General features: G+C 72.8%; 13 protein-coding genes. 9 read left to right on the top strand and 4 right to left on the bottom strand.

Features of this window, described 5'->3' with window-relative positions:
- Nucleotides 1–193: 193 nt before the first annotated feature.
- The 4 genes from alr to BN6_RS42045 all read left to right on the top strand — a co-directional run bounded on the left by alr (nt 194) and on the right by BN6_RS42045 (nt 6,121).
- Nucleotides 194–1,363, top strand: a complete 1,170-nt coding sequence (gene alr / locus BN6_RS16835) for an alanine racemase (RefSeq protein WP_015100885.1) — start codon at nt 194–196, stop codon at nt 1,361–1,363.
- On the top strand, nt 1,356–2,327 hold the full coding sequence (locus BN6_RS16840) for a D-alanine--D-alanine ligase family protein (protein WP_015100886.1): 972 nt from the start codon (nt 1,356–1,358) through the stop codon (nt 2,325–2,327). Before alr ends, BN6_RS16840 begins: the two co-directional genes overlap by 8 nt.
- A gap of 135 nt (nt 2,328–2,462) precedes the next feature.
- The gene (locus BN6_RS48820) at nt 2,463–2,834 is read left to right on the top strand and encodes a hypothetical protein (protein WP_015100887.1); all 372 of its coding nucleotides are present in this window, start codon (nt 2,463–2,465) and stop codon (nt 2,832–2,834) included.
- A gap of 20 nt (nt 2,835–2,854) precedes the next feature.
- Nucleotides 2,855–6,121, top strand: a complete 3,267-nt coding sequence (locus tag BN6_RS42045) for a caspase, EACC1-associated type (protein ID WP_269454359.1) — start codon at nt 2,855–2,857, stop codon at nt 6,119–6,121.
- 10 nt (nt 6,122–6,131) lie between these two features.
- Here BN6_RS42045 and BN6_RS16855 read toward each other — a convergent pair whose 3' ends face one another.
- The 4 genes from BN6_RS16855 to BN6_RS16870 are packed head-to-tail and all read right to left on the bottom strand — an operon-like array spanning nt 6,132 to nt 10,631.
- Entirely contained in the window at nt 6,132–7,349 is a 1,218-nt protein-coding gene (locus BN6_RS16855; RefSeq protein WP_015100889.1) for a multidrug effflux MFS transporter, read from the bottom strand.
- Nucleotides 7,350–7,365: 16 nt separating this feature from the next.
- Nucleotides 7,366–8,226 carry an ABC transporter permease gene (locus tag BN6_RS16860; RefSeq protein WP_015100890.1) on the bottom strand — a complete coding sequence of 287 codons (861 nt, stop codon included), beginning with the start codon at nt 8,224–8,226 and terminating at the stop codon, nt 7,366–7,368.
- On the bottom strand, nt 8,223–9,167 hold the full coding sequence (locus BN6_RS16865; protein WP_015100891.1) for an ABC transporter permease: 945 nt from the start codon (nt 9,165–9,167) through the stop codon (nt 8,223–8,225). The genes BN6_RS16860 and BN6_RS16865 overlap by 4 nt, the downstream gene beginning before the upstream one ends.
- A gap of 6 nt (nt 9,168–9,173) precedes the next feature.
- Nucleotides 9,174–10,631, bottom strand: coding sequence for an ABC transporter substrate-binding protein (locus BN6_RS16870; protein WP_051075608.1), 1,458 nt, complete (start codon nt 10,629–10,631; stop codon nt 9,174–9,176).
- A 381-nt stretch (nt 10,632–11,012) separates the two neighbouring features.
- On the opposite strand from BN6_RS16870, the gene BN6_RS48825 reads away from it, so the two are divergent.
- Genes BN6_RS48825 through BN6_RS16895 form a run of 5 tightly spaced genes read left to right on the top strand, consistent with a single transcriptional unit; the run spans nt 11,013 to nt 19,121 of the window.
- Complete coding sequence (locus BN6_RS48825; protein WP_015100893.1) at nt 11,013–12,878, top strand: ABC transporter ATP-binding protein; 1,866 nt, start codon at nt 11,013–11,015, stop codon at nt 12,876–12,878.
- 14 nt (nt 12,879–12,892) lie between these two features.
- Entirely contained in the window at nt 12,893–13,807 is a 915-nt protein-coding gene (locus BN6_RS16880; RefSeq protein WP_051075609.1) for an AraC family transcriptional regulator, read from the top strand.
- 40 nt (nt 13,808–13,847) lie between these two features.
- A complete protein-coding gene (locus BN6_RS16885) occupies nt 13,848–16,418 on the top strand; it encodes a N,N-dimethylformamidase beta subunit family domain-containing protein (RefSeq protein ID WP_015100895.1) in 2,571 nt (856 codons plus the stop codon).
- Nucleotides 16,411–18,138, top strand: coding sequence for a CocE/NonD family hydrolase (locus BN6_RS16890; RefSeq protein ID WP_063641813.1), 1,728 nt, complete (start codon nt 16,411–16,413; stop codon nt 18,136–18,138). The genes BN6_RS16885 and BN6_RS16890 overlap by 8 nt, the downstream gene beginning before the upstream one ends.
- Complete coding sequence (locus BN6_RS16895; RefSeq protein ID WP_015100897.1) at nt 18,138–19,121, top strand: aldo/keto reductase; 984 nt, start codon at nt 18,138–18,140, stop codon at nt 19,119–19,121. Before BN6_RS16890 ends, BN6_RS16895 begins: the two co-directional genes overlap by 1 nt.
- Nucleotides 19,122–19,273: the final 152 nt, after the last annotated feature.

Genomic DNA, 19,273 nt, shown 5'->3' on the forward strand with positions numbered 1-19,273 from the left:
GCTGCTGGTCCCCCCTTGCTCCCCGGCTCCCGTTCACCCCCGACAACGCACCGGGTCGGTCCGCCGGTTCATCGGGCTGAACGACCTTCACGTCGCTCGGCGCGCTGTCACCGGCCCGTGACAGTCCGCGGACGAACCGCGCACATCCCGGCGGCAGCCTGGGCGGGGTCGCCCGACCGTCGAGAGGACCGCAGTGCCGAGAGTCGTGCAGTACCGAACCGCGCCGCCCGACGTGCTGCCGGCGGCGGTGACCGCCGAGGCGTGCGTCGACCTCGACGCCATCGCGGGCAACGTCCGCCTGGTCGCCGGGCTCACCGACGCGCTGGTCATGGCCGTGGTCAAGGCCGACGGGTTCGGCCACGGCGGCGTGCGCACCGCCCGGACCGCGCTGGCCAACGGGGCGAGCTGGCTGGGCGTGACCTCCTGCGCGGAGGGGTTGGAGCTGCGCGACGCCGGCCTGACCGCGCCGGTCCTGTGCTGGCTGACCTCCGCCGGCCAGGACTTCCGCGCCGCGATCACCGCCGAGGTCGACATCTCGGTGTCCTCGGTGGCGCACCTGCGTTCCGTCGCGCAGGACGCGGCCCGGCTCTCGCGCTGCGCGGCGGTCCACCTCAAGGCCGACACCGGCCTGTCCCGCAACGGCGCCCGCCCCGAGGACTGGGCCGAGCTGGTCGCCGCCGCCCGGGACGCCGAACGCCGGGGCGCGGTGCGGGTCCGGGGGATCTGGTCGCACCTGGCGCACGCCGACCGGTGGGCGCACCCCGGCGTCGGCGAGCAGGTCGGGCTGTTCGACGAACTGGTCCACCGGGCCCGCGCCTGGGGGCTGGACCCGGAGCTGCTGCACGTGGCGAACTCGGCGGCGGCGCTCGGCCACCCCGGCACCCACTACGACCTGGTCCGCGCGGGCGCGGCGGTCTACGGCGTCGAACCCGTCGCCGGGCGGGCGTTCGGGCTGCGGCCCGCCCTGACCCTGCGCGCCCGCCTGATCGGCACGAAGCGGGTGCCGGCGGGGACCGGCGTGTCGTACGGGCACCGGTACACCACCCCGGGCGAGAGCACGCTCGGCCTGGTGCCGCTGGGGTTCGCCGACGGCGTTCCCCGGGCGGCCGGCGACCGCGCCGAGGTGTGGGTGGCGGGGGAGCGGCGGCCGGTGGCCGGGGTGATCAGCATGGACCAGTTCGTGGTCGACCTGGGCGACGGCCCGGCTGCCGTCGGGGACGAGGTGGTGCTGTTCGGGCCCGGCGACCGGGGCGAACCCACCGTCGCGGACTGGGCGCGGTGGGCCGGGACGAACCCGCACGAGGTGCTGACCAGGATCGGCGGCCGGGTGCCGCGCCGGCACGTCGGGGGCGACCGTGGCTGAGCTGACGGTCGCCGTCCTGTTCGGCGGGCGCAACGGCGAGCACGAGGTGTCCTGCCGGTCGGCGGAGGGCGTGCTGTCCGCCCTCGACCCGGCGCGCTACGACGTCGTGCCGGTTCGGATCTCGCGCGAGGGGCGCTGGCACGTCGACGGCGGCGACGGCACCGGAGTCTTCGCCGCGCTGGAGGCGTTGACCGCCGCCGACGTGGTGTTCCCGTTGCTGCACGGGCCCTTCGGCGAGGACGGGACGGTGCAGGCGGCCCTGGAGTCGCACGGCATCCGGTACGTCGGCAGCGGAGTGCTCGCCAGTGCCGTCGGGATGGACAAGGACTTCACGAAGAGGTTGTTGGCCGCGAACGGGATCGCGGTGGCCGATTCGGTGGTTCTGCGCGAGCCCGCGCGCACGGTCACCGGAGCCGAGCGGGAAGCCTTGGGGCTGCCCGTGTTCGTCAAGCCCGCACGGGCCGGTTCCAGCGTTGGTCTGTCTAAAGTGGACGACTGGGGCCGGTTGGCCGAGGCGGTCGGGACGGCACGGGCAGTGGACCGCAAGGTGCTGGTGGAACGCGCGGTGCCGGGCCGGGAGATCGACCTGGGTGTGCTGGAACACCCGGACGGGAGCCTGGCGGTGAGCCCGGCGCTGGAGATCGGTGTGCCCGACCGCGGCGTGTTCGACTACCAGGCGAAGTACGGCGACGCCGGCACCGTCTTCACCGTCCCGGCGGTGCTGCCGGAACCGCTGGCGGGCCGGCTGCGCGAGCTGTCCGTGCTGGCCTTCCGCGCGCTCGGCTGCCGGGGCCTGCTCCGGGTGGACTTCCTGCTCGACCACGACGGCGAGCCGGTCGTCAACGAGGTCAACACCATGCCCGGGTTCACCGGCGCGTCCCAGTACCCGAGGATGTGGCGCGCCGCCGGGATCGACTACCGCCGCCTGCTCGACGTCCTGATCGAGACGGCTCTGCGACGCTGACCCGGCTCGTCCGCCCGGTTCCGGCTCGTCGGCCCGGTTCTGGCTCGTCGGCCCGGCGGCGGTGCCCGGCAGGCGGCGTAACGGGACGCCTCGCACCTGGTATACCCAAGGGACCGACGAGGAAAGGTTCCCGAGATGACCCCTGCCGTGGTGCGGATCGTGGACGACGCGCTGACCCCGCTGGAGCTGGACGACGCCGTGCAGGACCTGATCGAGGACCTGCGGGAGTCCGGCGTCGACGGCGAGCGGCCGGTCGCCGGGCCCGCCCCGGACGGCACCCGCGCCGCCGAGCTGGTCGAGGTGGGCCTGGTCGTCGTGCAGGGGATCGTCGAGTCCGGCCTGGTGCGCGTGCTGGCCGACCGGGTGCGGACGTGGTTCGGCCGCAGCGGGGTCAACGAGGTCGAGGTCACGATCGGCGAGCACCGCCTGGCGCTGACCAACGCCACCGCCGAGCAGCAGGACGAGCTGGTCCGCCACTTCATCGACCGGACGGGCGGCGGACGCTGAGCGCACCGCGCAAGCGCGCGCTGATCGTCGCCAACCAGGTCTACGACGACGAGCGCTTCACCGACCTGCCCGGTGCGGCGGCCGACGCCCGGGACCTGGCCGACGTGCTGGGCTCCTACACCGTGGGCGAGTTCGACGTGCGCGTGGTCGCCGAGGAGTCGGCCCGGACGGTGCGCCGGGAGGTCGAGCGGTTCTTCGCCGCCGCCGCCCGCGACGACCTCTTGCTGCTGCACTTCTCCTGCCACGGCAAGCGCAACGAGGCCAACCGCGAGCTGCACTTCGTGGCCAAGGACACCGAGAGCGACTACCTCGCCTCGACCGGTGTGTCCGCGCACTTCGTCAACGAGCGGATCGAGCAGTCGCGCTGCCGCCGGGTGGTGCTGATGCTGGACTGCTGCTTCAGCGGCAGCTACGTCAAGGGGATGCGGTCGCGCGCGGCGAAGGCGGCCGCGCGGGTCGAGGTCGACCAGCACTTCGAGGGGCAGGGCAAGGCGGTGATCACCGCCTGCGCGGCGCTCCAGTACGCGCACGAGTCGACGTTGCGCAGCGTCGCGCCCGGCCAGCCCTCGGTCTTCACCTCGACGGTGGTCGAGGGGCTGCGCACCGGCGCGGCGGACGTGGACTCCGACGGGCACATCAGCGTCGAGGACCTCTACCGGTACGTCCACCACGAGGTGCGGCGGAAGGTGCCCGACCAGACGCCGGAGCTGTCGGTGGACCGGCTCAGCGGCTCGTTCTACATCGGCCGCAACATCCGGTCGCTGCACCTGGGCAGCCAGCACGCGCCGATGATCCCGGTGCCCCTGCACCGCGCGGTGGTCAGCGCCGAGCCGTGGGAGCGCTACGGCGCGGCGCTCGGCCTGGAACGGTTGCTGGACGACGCCTCGCCGCGCATCCGCGACGCGGCGCGAGAGGCGTTGATCCCGCTGACCCGGGACGCCGACGACGAGGTGGCCACCCGCGCCAAGGCGGTGTGGGCGAGCCGGATCGGCAGCCGCGTGCCGCTCCCGGTCACCGGACCCGGTGGCGATCGGGAGGTCGCGCCGGCCGGGCGGCACGCCGTCGGGATCGACTTCGGCACCACCAACTCCGCGGTGGCCGTGGTCGGCGAGGACGGCCCCCGGGTCATCGTGAACGGCCAGGAATCGGTGCTCACGCCGAGCGTCGTGGGCTTCCCCGAGCGCGGCGGGGTCGACGTCGGGATCGTGGCGGGGCTCTGGGCCGCCGCCCGCCCGGACCGGACCGTGTTCGCGGTCAAGCGCAAGCTCGGCACCGACTGGGTCACGACGGTGGACGGCTGGCCCTACACGGCGGAGAACGTCGCTGCGTACATCCTGGACCGGTTGCGCTTGGACGCCGAGCAGCAGTTCGGCACGGCCGTCGACGCCGCCGTGATCACCGTGCCCGCCTACTACGGCGTCGCCGAGCGCGAGGCGCTGGTGCACGCCGCCGGGATGGCGGGCCTGCACGCGCAGCGGCTGATCAACGAGCCCACCGCCGCCGCGCTGGCCTACGGTGTGACCACCGACGGCGAGCGGCGCACCGTCCTGGTCGTCGACCTCGGCGGTGGCACGCTCGACGTGTCGGTCCTGGACCTGGCGGCGGGCTCGGTCGAGGTGCGCGCCGCGTCGGGGGACAACGACCTCGGCGGCGACGACTGGGACGGGCGCGTCGCCGACTGGCTGCTGACCCGGTTCGCCCGGACCTGCGGTGTCGCGGTGGACGACGACCCGCGGGTCGGGCAGCTGGTTCGCGACGCCGCCGTGGCGGCGAAGATCGCGCTGTCCGACCAGGACAGCACCACGGTGAACCTCCGCTACCTGTCCTCCGCCGGCGGGGTGCCGCGCCACCTGGTGGAAACGCTGACCCGGGACGAGTTCGAGGAGCTCACCGCCGACCTGCTGGACCGCTGCCGGTCGCGGATCGAGCAGGTGCTGACGATGGCGGGCGCGGACACCGCCGACCTGCACGAGGTGGTGCTGGTCGGCGGTGCCACCCGGATGCCCGCGGTGGCCGCGCTGGTCCGCCGGCTGACCGGGCGCGACCCCGCCACCGGGGTGGACCCGGACCAGGCGATCGCCCTCGGCGCGGCCCTGCAGGCCGGGGTGCTCTCCGGCGACGTCCCCGAGGTCGTCCTGCTCGAAGTGACGCCGCTGGCGCTCGGCGTCGAAGCGGACGGCGGCGTCGTCACGCTCATCGGCGAGAACACCACCATCCCCGCCAAGCGCTCCGAGCTGTTCACCACCACCAGGGCCAACCAGCCGGTCGCGCAGGTCCGCCTGCACCAGTTCGCCCCGCACCCGACCGGCGACGACCTGACCAGCAACGACCTGACCAGCAACGACCTGGCCGGCAACGACCCGGCCGGCAACGACACGACCATCGCGGAGCTGCGGCTCCAGCTCCACACCGGCCCGCGCGGCGAGGCGTCGATCGAGGTCACGGTGGACTGCGACGTCAACGGCGTGGTGCACCTGCAAGTCCGGCAGCTCGGCACCAAGCGGTCGGTGGCGACCACGGTCTCCCGCAGCACCGTCCTGGACGCCGCCCAGCGTTCGAAGCGCCCGCACTCGGCGATCGCGCTGCGCGTGGAACGCCCCGTGCCCCGCAAGCGCCGACGCCCCCGCACACCCCGCAAGCCCGCGCCGGTGCCCGTTGCGCCACCCGGTACCGCGCTCGACGTGCCGGGGACGGACCTGGCCCTGGCGAGCGCGCGGGCCGAGCTGTCGGCCAACGGCAGCAGACCCGGGCACGTCGCGGAGTTGCGCCGGAACGGTGCCGCGCTTCGCGAGGCCGGGCGCGTGGAGGAGGGGCTGCGGGTGGGGCGGCTCGCCGTCGCGACGGCCTCCGCCTACGTGCGTGCCGACCCGGACTTCCCGCCCGCGCTGCTGATCGGTTCCCTGGTCGAGCTGAGCACCACCCAGCTCCACGCCGGACTGCTCGGCGAGGCGCACAAGGCGTGCGGGATGGCGTTGTTGGTGGCCCATGAGGCAGGCCCCGCGTCCCTGGGCCCGGACATCGAGCGGCTGCCGCCGCTGCTCATCGTCATGGGCGAGGCCATGTACGCCAGGAACCGCCGGCAAGAGGCCACCGTCCTGGTGGTCAACGCCCTCTCGGTCCTGGTGGAGCTGTCCCCGGCCGAACCCCGACGCCACCTCGCCGCTGTGGTCGAGGCCCTCGCGCTGCTCCGACACCTCGGGGTGACGGACCTGGACGACGTGGAGGCGGCCCTGAGCACCTGGCCGAAGCTGAGCGCCCTCAAGGCACCCGACGTGTGGACGCCTTGAGAGCGCGCGTTCAGCCCCCGGCGCACGGCGCGGGGTCCGGGGTGGCCCGTTGCGGGCGGGCCACCAAGGCGTAGGCCAGCCACGAGCCGACCCGGGCGATGGCGATGCCGGCCGTCATCGCGATCGCACTGGCCCCGCCCAGCGACGCGAGCGGGGCGAACAGCGCGCCGAACAGGAAGCCGGTGCTGCCCAGCAGCGCGGCGGCGGTGCCCGCGTTGGCCGGGTGGCGGGTCAGGGCGAGGGCCGTCGCGTTGGGGGAGGCCAGGCCGCCGCTGAGGATGGTGAGGAACAGCACCGGCAGGAACACCGCGAGCGGGGCGTGCAGCAGCGCCGCGACCAGGCTCAGCACACTGGCCACGAGGGCGACCAGCGCTTCGGCGACCAGCAGCCGTTCCGGCGTGAACCGGCGCAGCAGCAAGGAGTTGAACCACCCGCCGAGCACCAGGCCCACCGAGTTGACCGCGAAGATCAGCGAGAACACCTGCGGGCTCACGCCGTAGCCGCCTTCGAGCACGAACGAGCTGATCGAGATGTAGATGAACAGCGCGATGCTGCCGATGCTCGTGCCCAGCGTGCAGCCGACGAACATCCGGTCCCGGACCACCGCCGAGAACCCGGCGCGCACCCGGCGCAGGCCGCCCGCGTGCCGCAGTTCCGGGCGCAGCGTCTCCGGCAGTGCGATCACCGCCAGCAGCAGCAACGCCGAGATCACCGCCAGCAGCACGAACAGCCCGCGCCAGTCGGTGAAGTGCAGCAACTGCCCGCCCAGCACCGGCGCGACGATCGGCGCGCACCCGCCGACCAGCATCAGCAACGACAGGATGCGCGCCATCTGCCGGCCCTCGTACAGGTCCCGGACCATCGCCTCGACCGCCACCATCCCGGCCGACCCCGCCAGGCCCTGCACCAGCCGCAACACGATCAACACCGTGATCGACGGCGCGGTCGCGCACAGCAGCGACGCCACCGTGTACGTCGCCACCCCGATGAACAACGGCCGCTTGCGGCCGATCTTGTCGCTCAACGGCCCGATGAACAGCTGTCCCAGCGCGAGCCCGATCATGCACGCCGAGATGCTCCACTGCGCGGAGTCGTCGGTGGCGTCCAGGTTGCGGGCCAGGGCGGGCAGCGCGGGCAGGTACAGGTCGATGGACAGCGGGCCGAACGTGGACAGCGCACCGAGCAACAACAGCAGGCGGCGGGTGCGCGGTGGGCCGTTCACGCGCACCCGCCTGGGTGTCGGGTCATCGACGCCGCCGCTGCGCGAGCAGCATCCGCGCCCTCGGGTCGACGAACGTGCGCAGGCTGCTGCCCGCGAGGTTGAGCAGGAACACGAACAGGGCGATGGTCAGGCCGGGGAACATCACCATCGTCGGGTGGTCCTGGAGGTAGGTGCGCCCGTCCGCGACCATGTTCCCCCAGGTGGCGGTGGGTGGTGAGATGCCCAGGCCGAGGAAGCTCAACGACCCGTCGATGAGCATCGCGCCCGCCGACAGCAGCACGCACTGCACCACGGCCAGCGGGAGCGTGTTGGGCAGGACGTGCACGGCCAGGGTCTTCCACGCCCCCATCCCGGACACCCGCGCCGCCTTCACGTAGGTGCGGGTGGTCAGGCCGAGCACGCGGCTGCGGATGATCCGGGCCGTGTACGGGGTGAAGATGATCGTCACGGCCAGCAGCTCGCTGAGCATGCCCGGCCCGACGACGACCGCGAACACGATCGCCAGGATGATCGACGGGAACGCCATCCACGCGTCCACGACCCGCATGACCACCGTGCCGGCGCGGGCGAAGAAGCCCGCGACCAGCCCGATGAACGTGCCCAGCGTGACCGCGCAGACCGTGATCAGCAGGGTCATCCCGATGGACACCCGGCCGGCGGACGCCCAGCGGGCGAACAGGTCCCGGCCGTACTTGTCGGTGCCCATCGGGTGCTCCGCGGACGGCGGCAGCAGCCGCCGCACCGGGTCGGGCGCGTTCGGGTCCGGCAGGAACAGCGGCAGCACCAGCACCAGCAGGGTGAGCGCGACCAGCAGGCCGCCCGCGATCACCAGCACGGCGTTGCGCCGGGCGAACGCCCGCGCGCTCGGCAGGACCGTCGTCATGACACCCGCACCTTCGGGTCGACCAGCGCGTAGGCGAGGTCGACCAGCAGGTTCACCACGACGAACAGGAACGCGATGAACATGACCCCTCCCTGGATCAGCGGGAAGTCCCGGGCGTACACCGCGCCCAGCAGCATGGTGCCCAGCCCCGGGATGACGAAGATGCTCTCGATCACCACCACGCCGCCGATCAGCGACGCGAAGTTCAGCCCCACCGTGGTGAGCACCGGCAGCATCGAGTTGGGCAGCACGTGTCGCAGCACGATCCGCCGCTCGCCCACGCCCTTGGCCCGCGCGGTGCGCAGGTAGAGCTGGGACAGCTCGCCCAGCACGCTCTCCTCCATGGTGATGGTGAGGAACGCGGTCTGCCCCACCACGAGCACCGCCAGCGGCAGCGCGAGCTGGCTGATCGCGGTCGCCGGGTCCTCGAACAGCGGGGTGTACCCGCTGGTCGGGAACCAGCCCAGGGTCAGCGCGAACAGCCACACCGCCACCAGCGCCAGCCAGAACTCGGGCAGGGCGAGCCCGAACTGGGCGGCCCGGTTGACCGACCGGGCCACCCGGCTGTGCGGCGAGACGGTGACCCAGGTGACGATCAGCACGGTGAGCAGGAAGCTGATCACCGTGCCGAGCACCGCCAGGGTCAACGTCGGCGCGAGGTGGTCGAGGATCATCTGCGGAACGGGCAGCTGGTACTTGATCGACGTGCCGAAGTCGCCGGACAGCACGTTGCCCAGCCAGTGCGCGTACTGCTCGTGCAGCGGCCCGGTCAGGCCGAGCTCGCGGCGCAGCCGGTCGAGCTGGTCGGGGGAGGCCTTGGTGCCCAGCAGCACCTGCGCCGGGTCGCCCGGGATGGAGCGCAGCAGGAAGAACAGCACGGTGCCGACCACGAACAGCACGACCAGCAGGTCGCGCAACCGGCGCAGGAGGACTGCCGCCACCGGGGCCTACCCCGCCAGCCAGACGTCGGCGAACTCCATGCCCCAGCCGTCGTACCCGCGCACCTTGGCGCTGTAGCCCACGTAGGACTTCGCGTTGTAGAGCGTGATGGTCGGCAGGTTCTGGGAGGTGAACTCCTGGACCTTGTCGATCGCCTGCTTCTGCTCCTCCGGGGTGTCGGCCGCGTTGTAGGCCGACAGCAGCGGCGCGAGCTGGTCGCGCGGGTAGCCCATGTTGTCCATGCCCTGCACGTTGTCGCTGTAGGACGGGACGGGCGGGTTGGCGTCGTCCATCAGCGCCAGCACGTCCCAGCTGTCGGGCTCGTTGTTCTTGCGCCCGATCAGCGTGGCGAAGTCGTAGCTGTCGATGCTCGCCGTGATCCCGATCTTCTGCAACTGGCTCTGCACCAGCACCAGCGCGTCCTTGAACTGCGGGAACTCGTCGGTGGTGATCATCCGGATGGTCTGCCCGGGTTGCAGCCCGGCCTCGGCGAACAGCTGCTTGGCGCGCTCCGGGTCGTGCTGGTCCCACTTGGCCTTGCCGGCCTCGGAGTACATGCCCTTGTTGGTCTGCGTGGCGAACGCGCCGTTGCTCGGCGAGACCAGCTCGGGCACGCCCTGCGACGCCATCACCGCCGCCTTGTCGACGATGAGGTTCATCGCGTCGCGCGCCTGCTGCTTGGCGAAGATCGAGCCGGAGTTGTGGTTGAGCGCGATGTACTGGATGTTCGCCGCGCCCTCCACCCCGACCTTGAGGGTGTCGCTGCGCTTGACCTGGTCGTACTGGTCGTGCGACGGCTCGGCGACGTCGAGCAGGCCCGTCTGCAGGCCGTTGAGCACGGCGTCGGCGTCGGCCACGACCTTGTAGGTGATCGTGTCCAGGTAGGCGTTCTTGGCCCCGGCGTACCCGCTGGACTTGCCACCGGGCGGCTGGTACTTGTCGTTGCGCTCCAGGACGATCTCCTGGCCGGGCGTCCACGTCTTGACCTTGTACGGGCCGCTGCCGGCGGAGTTCTCCCGGGGGATGCCGGTCGGCCCGGCGGAGGCGATGTCGGACTCCTTGCGGATCCCGGTGCCGTGGCTGGTGGCCATCAGCGCCACGAGGTTGAACGGCGCGCTCAGCGTCACCACCACCGTGCCCTCGTCGGGCGCGGTGATCTCCTTGAGCACGGGCTTGAGCGACCCGGCGTAGCTGCCGTTGTCCACCCAGTAGCGCAGCGACGCCGCGGCGTCTGCCGCCCGCAGGGGTGTGCCGTCAGCGAACACGATCCCCTTGCGGAGCGTGAACGTGTAGCCCAGCCCGTCATCGGCCTTCTTGTACGATTCCGCGAGCACTGGCTGCGGCTGGTAGTTCGCGTCGATCGTGACCAGTTGCTCGAACACCTCGTGACCGATGTAGGTGGTGCCGGCGTTGGAGTTCTTGACCGTGTCCAGCGAGCCCGGGTCCTGGGCCAGCCGGACGGTCAAGTTCCCCCCACGCGCGGGTGGTCCCGCGTCGCCGGTCGTAGTGCCCTTGGTAGTGGCGCAGGCGGTGAGTACCAGCCCGACCGCTGTGAGGGCGGCGATCCTGTGCCTGAGACGACGTGATTCGGTGCGCTCCATTGCGGCTCCTCGCGCCTGATTCCGCAGGTCGGTGGCCGAGAACGTAGTCCGGCCCGCACAGACCGCACAGACGCCGATGTCGGCTTTTATGTCACTGAGGCGAACTGACCCCGTACGAACCCGCCACAGTGGACAGACGTTTGTCTCTGGCTGCACAGTTTCCGCGAAACCTTGTCCGTCGAGGTCATCGGTGTACAGAATCACCGGATTCTCAGGCCGAACCGGCCGGCGGAAGGGATGACACCCATGTCGCTACTGGAGATCGACCGCCTCTCGGTCGCGGTGCCCACCGGCGAGGTGGACACCGAACTGGTCCACGAACTCAGCCTCAGCCTCGACTCCGGGCAGACCTTGTGCGTGGTCGGCGAGTCGGGCAGCGGCAAGACGGTCACCGTGCTCTCGGTGATCCGGCTGCTGGAGTTCGTCACGCCGGTGCGGACCACCGGAGAGGTGAGGCTGGACGACGTCGACCTCAACGGGCTGGACGCGGCGCGGATGCGCTCGTTCCGCGGCCGCCGGATAGGCATGGTGTTCCAAGAGGCCCTGGACTCGCTCAACCCGGCGCAGCGGATCGGCGCGCAGCTCGTCGAGGCGTACGAGCCGGGCGGGACGCGGCGCGGCGAGGCGCGCGCGGAAGCCCTCGCGCGGGCGCTGGACCTGCTGCGGGAGGTGGGTTTCAGCGACCCGCGACGGGTCGCGAACCTGTACCCGCACCAGCTCTCCGGCGGGATGCAGCAGCGGGTGATGATCGCGATGGCGCTGATGGCCGGGCCCGACCTGCTGCTCGCCGACGAGCCGACCACCGCGCTGGACGTCACGACCCAGGCGGAGATCCTGCGGCTGTTCCGCACCGTGCAACGGGAACACCGGATGGCGTGCGTGTTCATCACCCACGACATGGGGGTCGCGGCCGAGATCGCCGACCGGATCGCGGTGCTCTACGCGGGCCGGCTGGTCGAGTCCGGACCGGCGGCCGAGGTGCTCAACTCGCCCCGCCACCGCTACACCCGCGCGCTCGTGGAGTGCGTCCCGCAGGTCGGGGTGCGCCGGGTCGACGGGCTGCCCGCCATCACCGGGTCCGTGCCGGAGGCCGGCGCGCTGCTGCCCGGCTGCCGGTTCGCCCCGCGCTGCGCGCACACCGTGGACCGCTGCACCACCGAGGAACCGCCGCCGATCGCCGTCGGACCGGTCGAGGTGGCGTGCTGGAACCCCGGCTCCGGCCCGGTGGAACTGCCGCCGCCCGCACCGGTCGAGGCGCTCGCCGAGGCCGACCTGGCCGAGCCGCTGCTGGAGGTCAAGGACGTGCGGCGCACGTTCGTGACCCGCAGCGGGCGCTCGGGCGGCCTGCTCGGCTTGCGGAAGCGGGAGCGGCTGGCCGCCGTGGACGGGGTCAGCCTGAGCATCCGGCCGGGGGAGTTCTTCGGCCTGGTCGGCGAGTCCGGCAGCGGCAAGACCACGCTAGGCCAGATCGTCGCCGCGCTGGACCACCCCACCGAGGGCACCGTCAGCGTGGCCGGCCAACTGCACACCGCACGCGGCCTCGAAGGCGACACCACGGCCTTCCGCCGGACCGTGCAGCTGGTCTTCCAGGACCCGCAGAGCTCGTTGGACCCCCGGCACACCGTCGGCCGGATCATCGCCGAACCGCTGCGCGAACTGACCTCGCTGCGCGGCCCCGCCCTGCGCAAGCGGGTGGAGCGCCTGCTCGACGAGGTCGGCCTGGCCAAGACGGTGATCGACCGGATCCCGGCGCAGATCTCCGGCGGCCAGCGGCAGCGGGTGGCCATCGCCCGCGCGCTGGCCCCCGAGCCCCGGCTGATCGTGGCCGACGAGCCCACCTCGGCGCTGGACGTCTCGGTGCAGGGGCAGGTGATGAACCTGCTGCTGGACCTGCGCCGGGAGCACGACCTCGGCTTCCTGTTCATCACCCACAACCTGAGCCTGATCCTGTCGGTCGCCGACCGGGTCGGCGTGATGAAGGACGGCAAGCTCGTCGAGGTGGCCACGCCGGCCGAGATCGCCGCCGCGCCCGGCCACGAGTACACCCGCAGCCTGCTGGCCGCCAACCCCGGCATCACCCCGCCCGCCCGCGCGGCGGGCTCGCCCGAGTGACACCGGGAGGTTCCGTGCAGGCGGTCCCGCTGCCGATCCACCGCTTCGACGACCCGCTGATCGCCGAGGGGCCGCCGGGGTTCGCCATCGGGTCGTTCGCCGACCTGTCACCCTGGTCGGACGCGCCGTACCCGCACCGCCACGAGTTCTACGAGCTGGTCTGCGTGACCGGCGGCGCGGGCACGCACGTGATCGACTTCGTGCCCTACCAGGTGGCCCCGGTGACGCTGTACTTCATCGCACCGGGCCAGGTGCAGTTCTGGGAGCGCCGCGAGCCCCTGGAGGGGCACGTGATGGTGTTCCAGGAGGAGTTCCTGGTGCCCCAGTACGGCGACCGCGTCTCACCGCGCCGGTCGCTGGCGCTGGACCCGCTGGGCACCGGGCACGCCCTGCGCCTGGCCGCCGACCAGATCGCGCCGGTCACCGCGCTGATCGCGGCGCTGGACCGGGAGTACCGCCGGCCCGGCGGCGCGGACACGTCGGTGTTGCAGGCCTACCTGCACGTCCTGCTGGTCGAGATGCGCCGGCTGCACCACGACGCGGGCACCGGCGCGGTGGAGGAGGACCGGGGCACCGCGCTGGCCCGCCGCTACCTCCGGCTGGTCAGCGAGGAGCTGCCGCACGAGCAGTCCGTGCGCGGCTACGCCAGCCGGATCGGGGTCACCCCGAAGCACCTGGCGGACGTGGTGAAGCGGACCACCGGCAAGCGCCCGGCGGAGATCATCCGAGCCGCGCTGGCGGTGGAGGCCAAGCGCTTGCTGACCCACACCGACCTCACCGTCGCCCAGGTGTCCGAGCGGCTCTCGTTCGACAACCCGTCCTACTTCGGCCGGTTCTTCAAGCGGGAGTGCGGGTGCAGCCCCGGCGAGTTCCGCCGCCGGGTCAGTGGCGCCGATCACCTCCGCTCAGTGACACGGCCCCCGACCTGACGGGCTGCCCGTGCGCCGGCCCGCTCCCTACCGTCGCAGCATGGACTCCTCAGTTGTGGCCATCCGGGCGCGGTTCGCCGAGCGCCTTGCCGAGCAGCTCCGCCCGCTGCTCACCGAAGAGCTGGTGACCGCCTGGATCCGCGATCCGCAGGCGGTCCACCAGGAGCCGCTCAGCCGCCTGGCGCGGTTCCTGGACTCCCGGCCGCCGGCCGAGCGGGTGTGCGTGTACGAGACCGGGACCGGGCAGTGGCGGCTGGCGCACCCGCCCGCCCGGCGCGGCGAGACCTACCGGCTCGCCGACCGGCGCGTGTTCACCGGGGCCGAGCAGGCCCGCGAGGCGTGCCTGCGGCGCGAGCTGTTCGACGTGTTCGGCTGGGGCGAGCCCCCGACCGACGCGGTGGACGGCCCGGAGCTGCGCCAGGACGGGCCGGTCCTGCTCGGCTACGCGGACCGGGTCAGCGCCGCGCCCGGCGAGCCGATCACGTTCATGGTCAGCGCCGAGGGCGTCGCCGAGTACACCACCGAGCTGCTGCGGCTGCGGCACACCGTGGACGACCCGGCGGGCCCCGGCGTCCGGGTCGAGCGGGTGCCCGACGCCTGGCTGGGCCGCCACCGCGGCCACGTGCAGCGCACCCGGACCGGCTCGCACGTCGAGGTCCGCGACCCGCACGGCGCGACCACCGGCGAGGGCGGGTTCGCCGTCGCCGCCTACGTCCACCCGACGCACGTGACCGGCGGCCCGCAGGCCGTGCTGGCCCGCTGGAACGACGGCGCGCGCGGCTTCGCGCTCGGCCTGGACGAGGTGGGCCGCCCGACGCTCTGGCTGGGCGACGGCACCCAGGAGACCGCCGTGCGCTCCGAGACGCCGCTGGCGCTGAACCTGTGGCACGGCCTGGCGGCCAGCTACGACCCGGCGACCGGACGGGCCGTGCTGGTCACCAGACCGCTCGTGACCAGCACGAACAGCCGGCTGAGCCCGATCGTGGTGGACGACCGGCCGCAGGTGGTCGAGCAGCGCGTGGTCGGCGCGTTCACCCCGGCCGACCACGGCGACCTGCTCTTCGGCGCGCGCACCCCCGATTCGGGCCACTACAACGGCAAGGTCGAACGCCCCGGCTTCTGGCCGCACCCGCTGACCCGCGCCGCGCTGCTGGCCGCCGCGTCCGAGGACCACGACGCGCCGCTGCGCTGGGCGTTCGAGCCGGGGGAGACCGCGGCGGGCCTGGTGGTGCCGTGCGTCGGGCGGCCCGGCCTGGACGGGCGGCTGGTGAACCTGCCGGTGCGCGGCGTGACCGGGCGGCACTTCTCCGGCCGGGTCGAGCACTACGCGGCCGACCCGCGCGGGTACGCCGCGATCCACTTCCACGACGACTCGCTGGCCGACGCCGACTGGACGCCCAGCCACGAGTTCACCGTGCCCGCCGACCTGCACAGCGGCGTGTACGCGCTGCGGGTCGCGGCCGTCGACGGCTCGTGCGAGCAGTCCATCCCGTTCGTGGTCCGCCCGCCGGCGGGCGTGGCCACCGGGCGGCTCGCGCTGATGCTGCCCACCGCCACCTACCTGGCGTACTCCAACGAGCGCGGCCTCGGGTACGTGCCGGTCGTGCCGCCGGGGACGGTGTTCCTGGAGCACCGCTACGACCTCGGGCACTCCGCCTACGCGCGGCACACCGACGGCAGCGGCGTCTGCTACACGTCGTGGCGGCGGCCGATCCTCACCCTGGCACCGGGCTTCCGGATCCACCTGTCGCCGTTCATGCTCGCCTCGGACCTCTACATCCTCGACTGGCTGACCACGCTGGGCTACTCGTTCGACGTGATCACCGACCACGACCTGCACGCCGAGGGCGTCGACCTGCTGCGCCGCTACCGGGGCGTGCTCACCGGGTCGCACCCGGAGTACGCCTCCGAGCGGATGATCGACGCGATCGAGCAGTACGTCGACGCCGGCGGCAACCTCGCCTACCTGGGCGGCAACGGCTACTACTGGGTAGTCTCCTTCCACCCGGAGCTGCCGCACGTGATGGAGCTGCGCCGGGGCGAGAACGGCACCCGCAGCTGGCAGGCCAGGCCCGGCGAGTACCACCACGCCACCACCGGCGAGCGCGGCGGGCTGTGGGCCGGGCGCAACCGCGCGCCGCAGAAGGTGTTCGGGGTGGGCTTCAGCGCGCAGGGCGGCGGCCCGTCGGGCTGGTACCGGGTCGGCCCGGACGCCCACCGCGACGGGGCCAAGCCGCTGCTCGACGACGTGCCGCAGGTGTTCGGCGACGTGTCGCTGGACAACGGGGGAGCGGCCGGCAACGAGATCGACCGCTACGAGCCCGCGCTGGGCAGCCCGCCCGACGCGATCGTGCTGGCCACCTCGGAAGGGCTCGGCGACGGCTACCAGTTCGCCGTCGAGGAGCTCAGCGGCACGCACCCCGGGATGGGCGCGACGGAGAACCCGGACGTGCGCTCGGACATCGTCTACTTCACCACGCGCGGCGGCGGCTCGGTGTTCGCCACCGGCTCGATCTCCTTCAGCAGCGGGCTTTCCGCGAACGGCTGCGACAACGGACTGTCCACTCTCACCCGTAACGTCCTCGACCACTGGCTGGCGGACAATGACTGAATCGCTCACCGTAGACCGCGCGGTCGCCGTCCCCCTCCGGGACGGCGTGGTGCTCCGCGCCGACGTGTACCGACCGGTGGGACAGCGTTGTCCCGCCTTGATCTTCCGGACTCCCTACGACCGCACAGGTCTCGGCATGTACGGCACCTTCGCATTGCGCGCGGCGTCCGCGGGGTACGCCGTCGTCATGCAGGACACCCGTGGCCGGGGCGCGTCGGACGGTACGTTCACGCCGTTCGTGCACGAGCAGGAGGACGGGTACGACACCATCGACTGGGTCGTGTCCCAGCCGTGGTGCAACGGCGAAGTCGGGATGTTCGGCGGCTCCTACGACGGCGTGACCCAGTGGCAGGCCGCCATGTCGGGCCACCCGGCGTTGAAGGCGATCGCGCCCAACGTCACCGCGTCGAGCTACCACCACGGCTGGGTGTACCGGGGTGGCGCGTTCCAGCTCGGGTTCAGCCTGGGCTGGACGCTGTCGCTGGCCGCGCACAACGCCGGCCGTGACCCGTCGGTGCCGTCGTCGGTGCGGGAGGCGCTGATCGACGCGTCGGACGGGTTCCCGGACACCGCGCGGGTGCTGCCGCTGGCCGACCACCCGTACCTGGACAAGGTCGCCCCCTACTACCAGGAGTGGTTGCGCCACCCCGAGTACGACGAGTACTGGGAGCGGCTGGACGTCTCGCGGTCCTACTCCGAGATGACCGTCGCGGCGTTCAACCTGGGTGGCTGGTACGACACGTTCCTGGGCGGCACGCTGGCGAACTACGCCGGCATGAGAGCGCAGAGCCCGGTCGGCGACCGGCAGCGGCTGCTCGTCGGGCCGTGGCCGCACGAGGGCCTGTTCCGCGGCAACCCGGTCGGCTCGATGAACTTCGGCGGGCGCTCGTCGGCGGGCGCGCTCGACGCGGAAGGGCTGCAACTGCGGTGGTTCGACCGTTGGCTGCGCGGCGAGGAGAGCCGCGACCCGTCGGTGCTGCTCTACGCCATGGGCGCGAACCAGTGGCGGGTCTCGGACTCGTGGCCGTTGCCGGGCACCGAGTACCAGGACTGGTACCTGCACAGCGACGGGCGGGCCAACACGCTCGACGGTGACGGGCGGCTGTCCCGCGAGACGCCGGGCGACCAGCCGCCGGACAGCTACGTCTACAACCCGCGCAACCCGGTGCCCACGTTGGGCGGCGCGTTGTGCTGCAGCCCGGTGCACACCCAGGGCGGGGTGTACGACCAGCGGCCGATCGAGGCCCGCGAGGACGTCCTCGTGTACACCAGCGAACCGCTCGCCGAACCGCTGGACGTCACCGGCCCGGTCAGCGTCGTGCTGCACGCCGCCACCACCGCGCGCGACACCGACTGGACCGCGAAACTGGTCGACGTCGGGCCGTGCGGCTACGCGCAGAACATCAGCGACGGCATCATCCGCGCCCGCTACCGGGGCGAGGTGCCGGAGCTGGTGACACCGGGCGAGGTGGTGGAGTACCGGATCGACCTCGGCGCGACCAGCACCGTGTTCCGGCCCGGCCACCGGATCCGGGTCGAGGTCTCCAGCAGCAACTTCCCGCACTTCGACCGCAACCCGAACACCGGCGACCTGCCGGGCACCTCGACCGAGGTGGTCAGCGCGTTGCAGACGGTGCACCACGGCGGTCCGGCGCTGTCCCGCGTCGTGCTGCCGGTGGTCCCGCCGGACGCGACCCGGCCCTACCGAACGGAATCCTGATGGCACGCGAACTGGGCGGTACCGGGCTGGAGGTCAGCGCGGTCGGCTTCGGCAGCTGGGTGACCGGCGGCCCCGGCGTGATGGGCTGGGGCACGCAGTCCGACGACGAGTCGGTGGCCGCGATGCACCGGGCCCTGGACGGCGGCGTGAACTGGATCGACACCGCGCCGGTCTACGGCTTCGGGCACGCGGAGGAGGTGGTGGGCCGCGCGCTGGCCGCGCTGCCGCCGGCCGACCGGCCGCTGGTGTTCACCAAGTGCGGCCTGGTGTGGGACGACAACGGCGTGGAGTACCAGGACCTGACCCCGGAGTCGATCCGCCGCGAGTGCGACGCGTCGCTGCGCCGGCTGGGCGTCGAGCACCTCGACCTCTACCAGATCCACGCCCCCGACCCGAACGGCCCGCCGATCGAGGAGTCCTGGGGGACCGTGCTGGAACTGCTGGCAGCGGGGAAGGTCCGGCACGTCGGAGTGTCCAACCTGGACGTCGGACTGCTCGACCGGTGCGAGGCGGTCGGCCACGTGGAGACCCTCCAGCCGCCGCTGTCGCTGATCAAGCGGGAGGCGGCGGGCGACGTGATCCCGTGGTGCGAGCGCAACGGGACCGGCGTGCTCGTCTACAGCCCGATGGGCGCGGGCCTGCTCACCGGCACGTTCACCGCCGAGCGCGCCGCGAGCCTGCCGACCGACGACTGGCGCTCGCGCAACCCGGAGTTCCAGCCGCCCGCGCTGGAGCGCAACCTGGCCCTGCAGGACGCGCTGCGCCCGATCGCCGAGCGGCACGGCGTCACGGTCGGCGCGGTCGCGATCGCGTGGACGACGTCGGTGCCGGGCGTCTCGACGGCCATCGCCGGAGCGCGCACCCCTGCCCAGGTGGACGGCTGGCTGCCCGCCACGACGCTCTACCTCGACCCGGAGGACCTGGCCGGGATCGCCTCGGCGGTGCGGGCCACCGGAGCGGGGAACGGCCCGATCCTGCCGTGACGTGGACGCGGGCCGGGCGGTGACCCCACCCGGCCCGCGTTCGGCCCCGCGCGACCCGGCCCCCGGGATCGCGGTACTGGAGACCGCTGGGCCGCGACGACCACCGGCGGGGCCGCAGCCCGCCGGAACGAGAGTGCGGGCCGGGTGGAGGA

The sequence above is a fragment of the Saccharothrix espanaensis DSM 44229 genome (genome assembly GCF_000328705.1).
Lineage (GTDB): Bacteria > Actinomycetota > Actinomycetes > Mycobacteriales > Pseudonocardiaceae > Actinosynnema > Actinosynnema espanaense.

Bases quoted from the DNA above. Each gene is read 5' to 3' on its own strand.
- BN6_RS16890 (WP_063641813.1), top strand. From the start codon at position 16,411: ATGACTGAATCGCTCACCGTAGACCGCGCGGTCGCCGTCCCCCTCCGG.
- BN6_RS16885 (WP_015100895.1), top strand. From the start codon at position 13,848: ATGGACTCCTCAGTTGTGGCCATCCGGGCGCGGTTCGCCGAGCGCCTT.
- BN6_RS48820 (WP_015100887.1), top strand. From the start codon at position 2,463: ATGACCCCTGCCGTGGTGCGGATCGTGGACGACGCGCTGACCCCGCTG.
- BN6_RS16860 (WP_015100890.1), bottom strand. From the start codon at position 8,226: ATGACGACGGTCCTGCCGAGCGCGCGGGCGTTCGCCCGGCGCAACGCC.
- BN6_RS16895 (WP_015100897.1), top strand. From the start codon at position 18,138: ATGGCACGCGAACTGGGCGGTACCGGGCTGGAGGTCAGCGCGGTCGGC.
- BN6_RS48825 (WP_015100893.1), top strand. From the start codon at position 11,013: ATGTCGCTACTGGAGATCGACCGCCTCTCGGTCGCGGTGCCCACCGGC.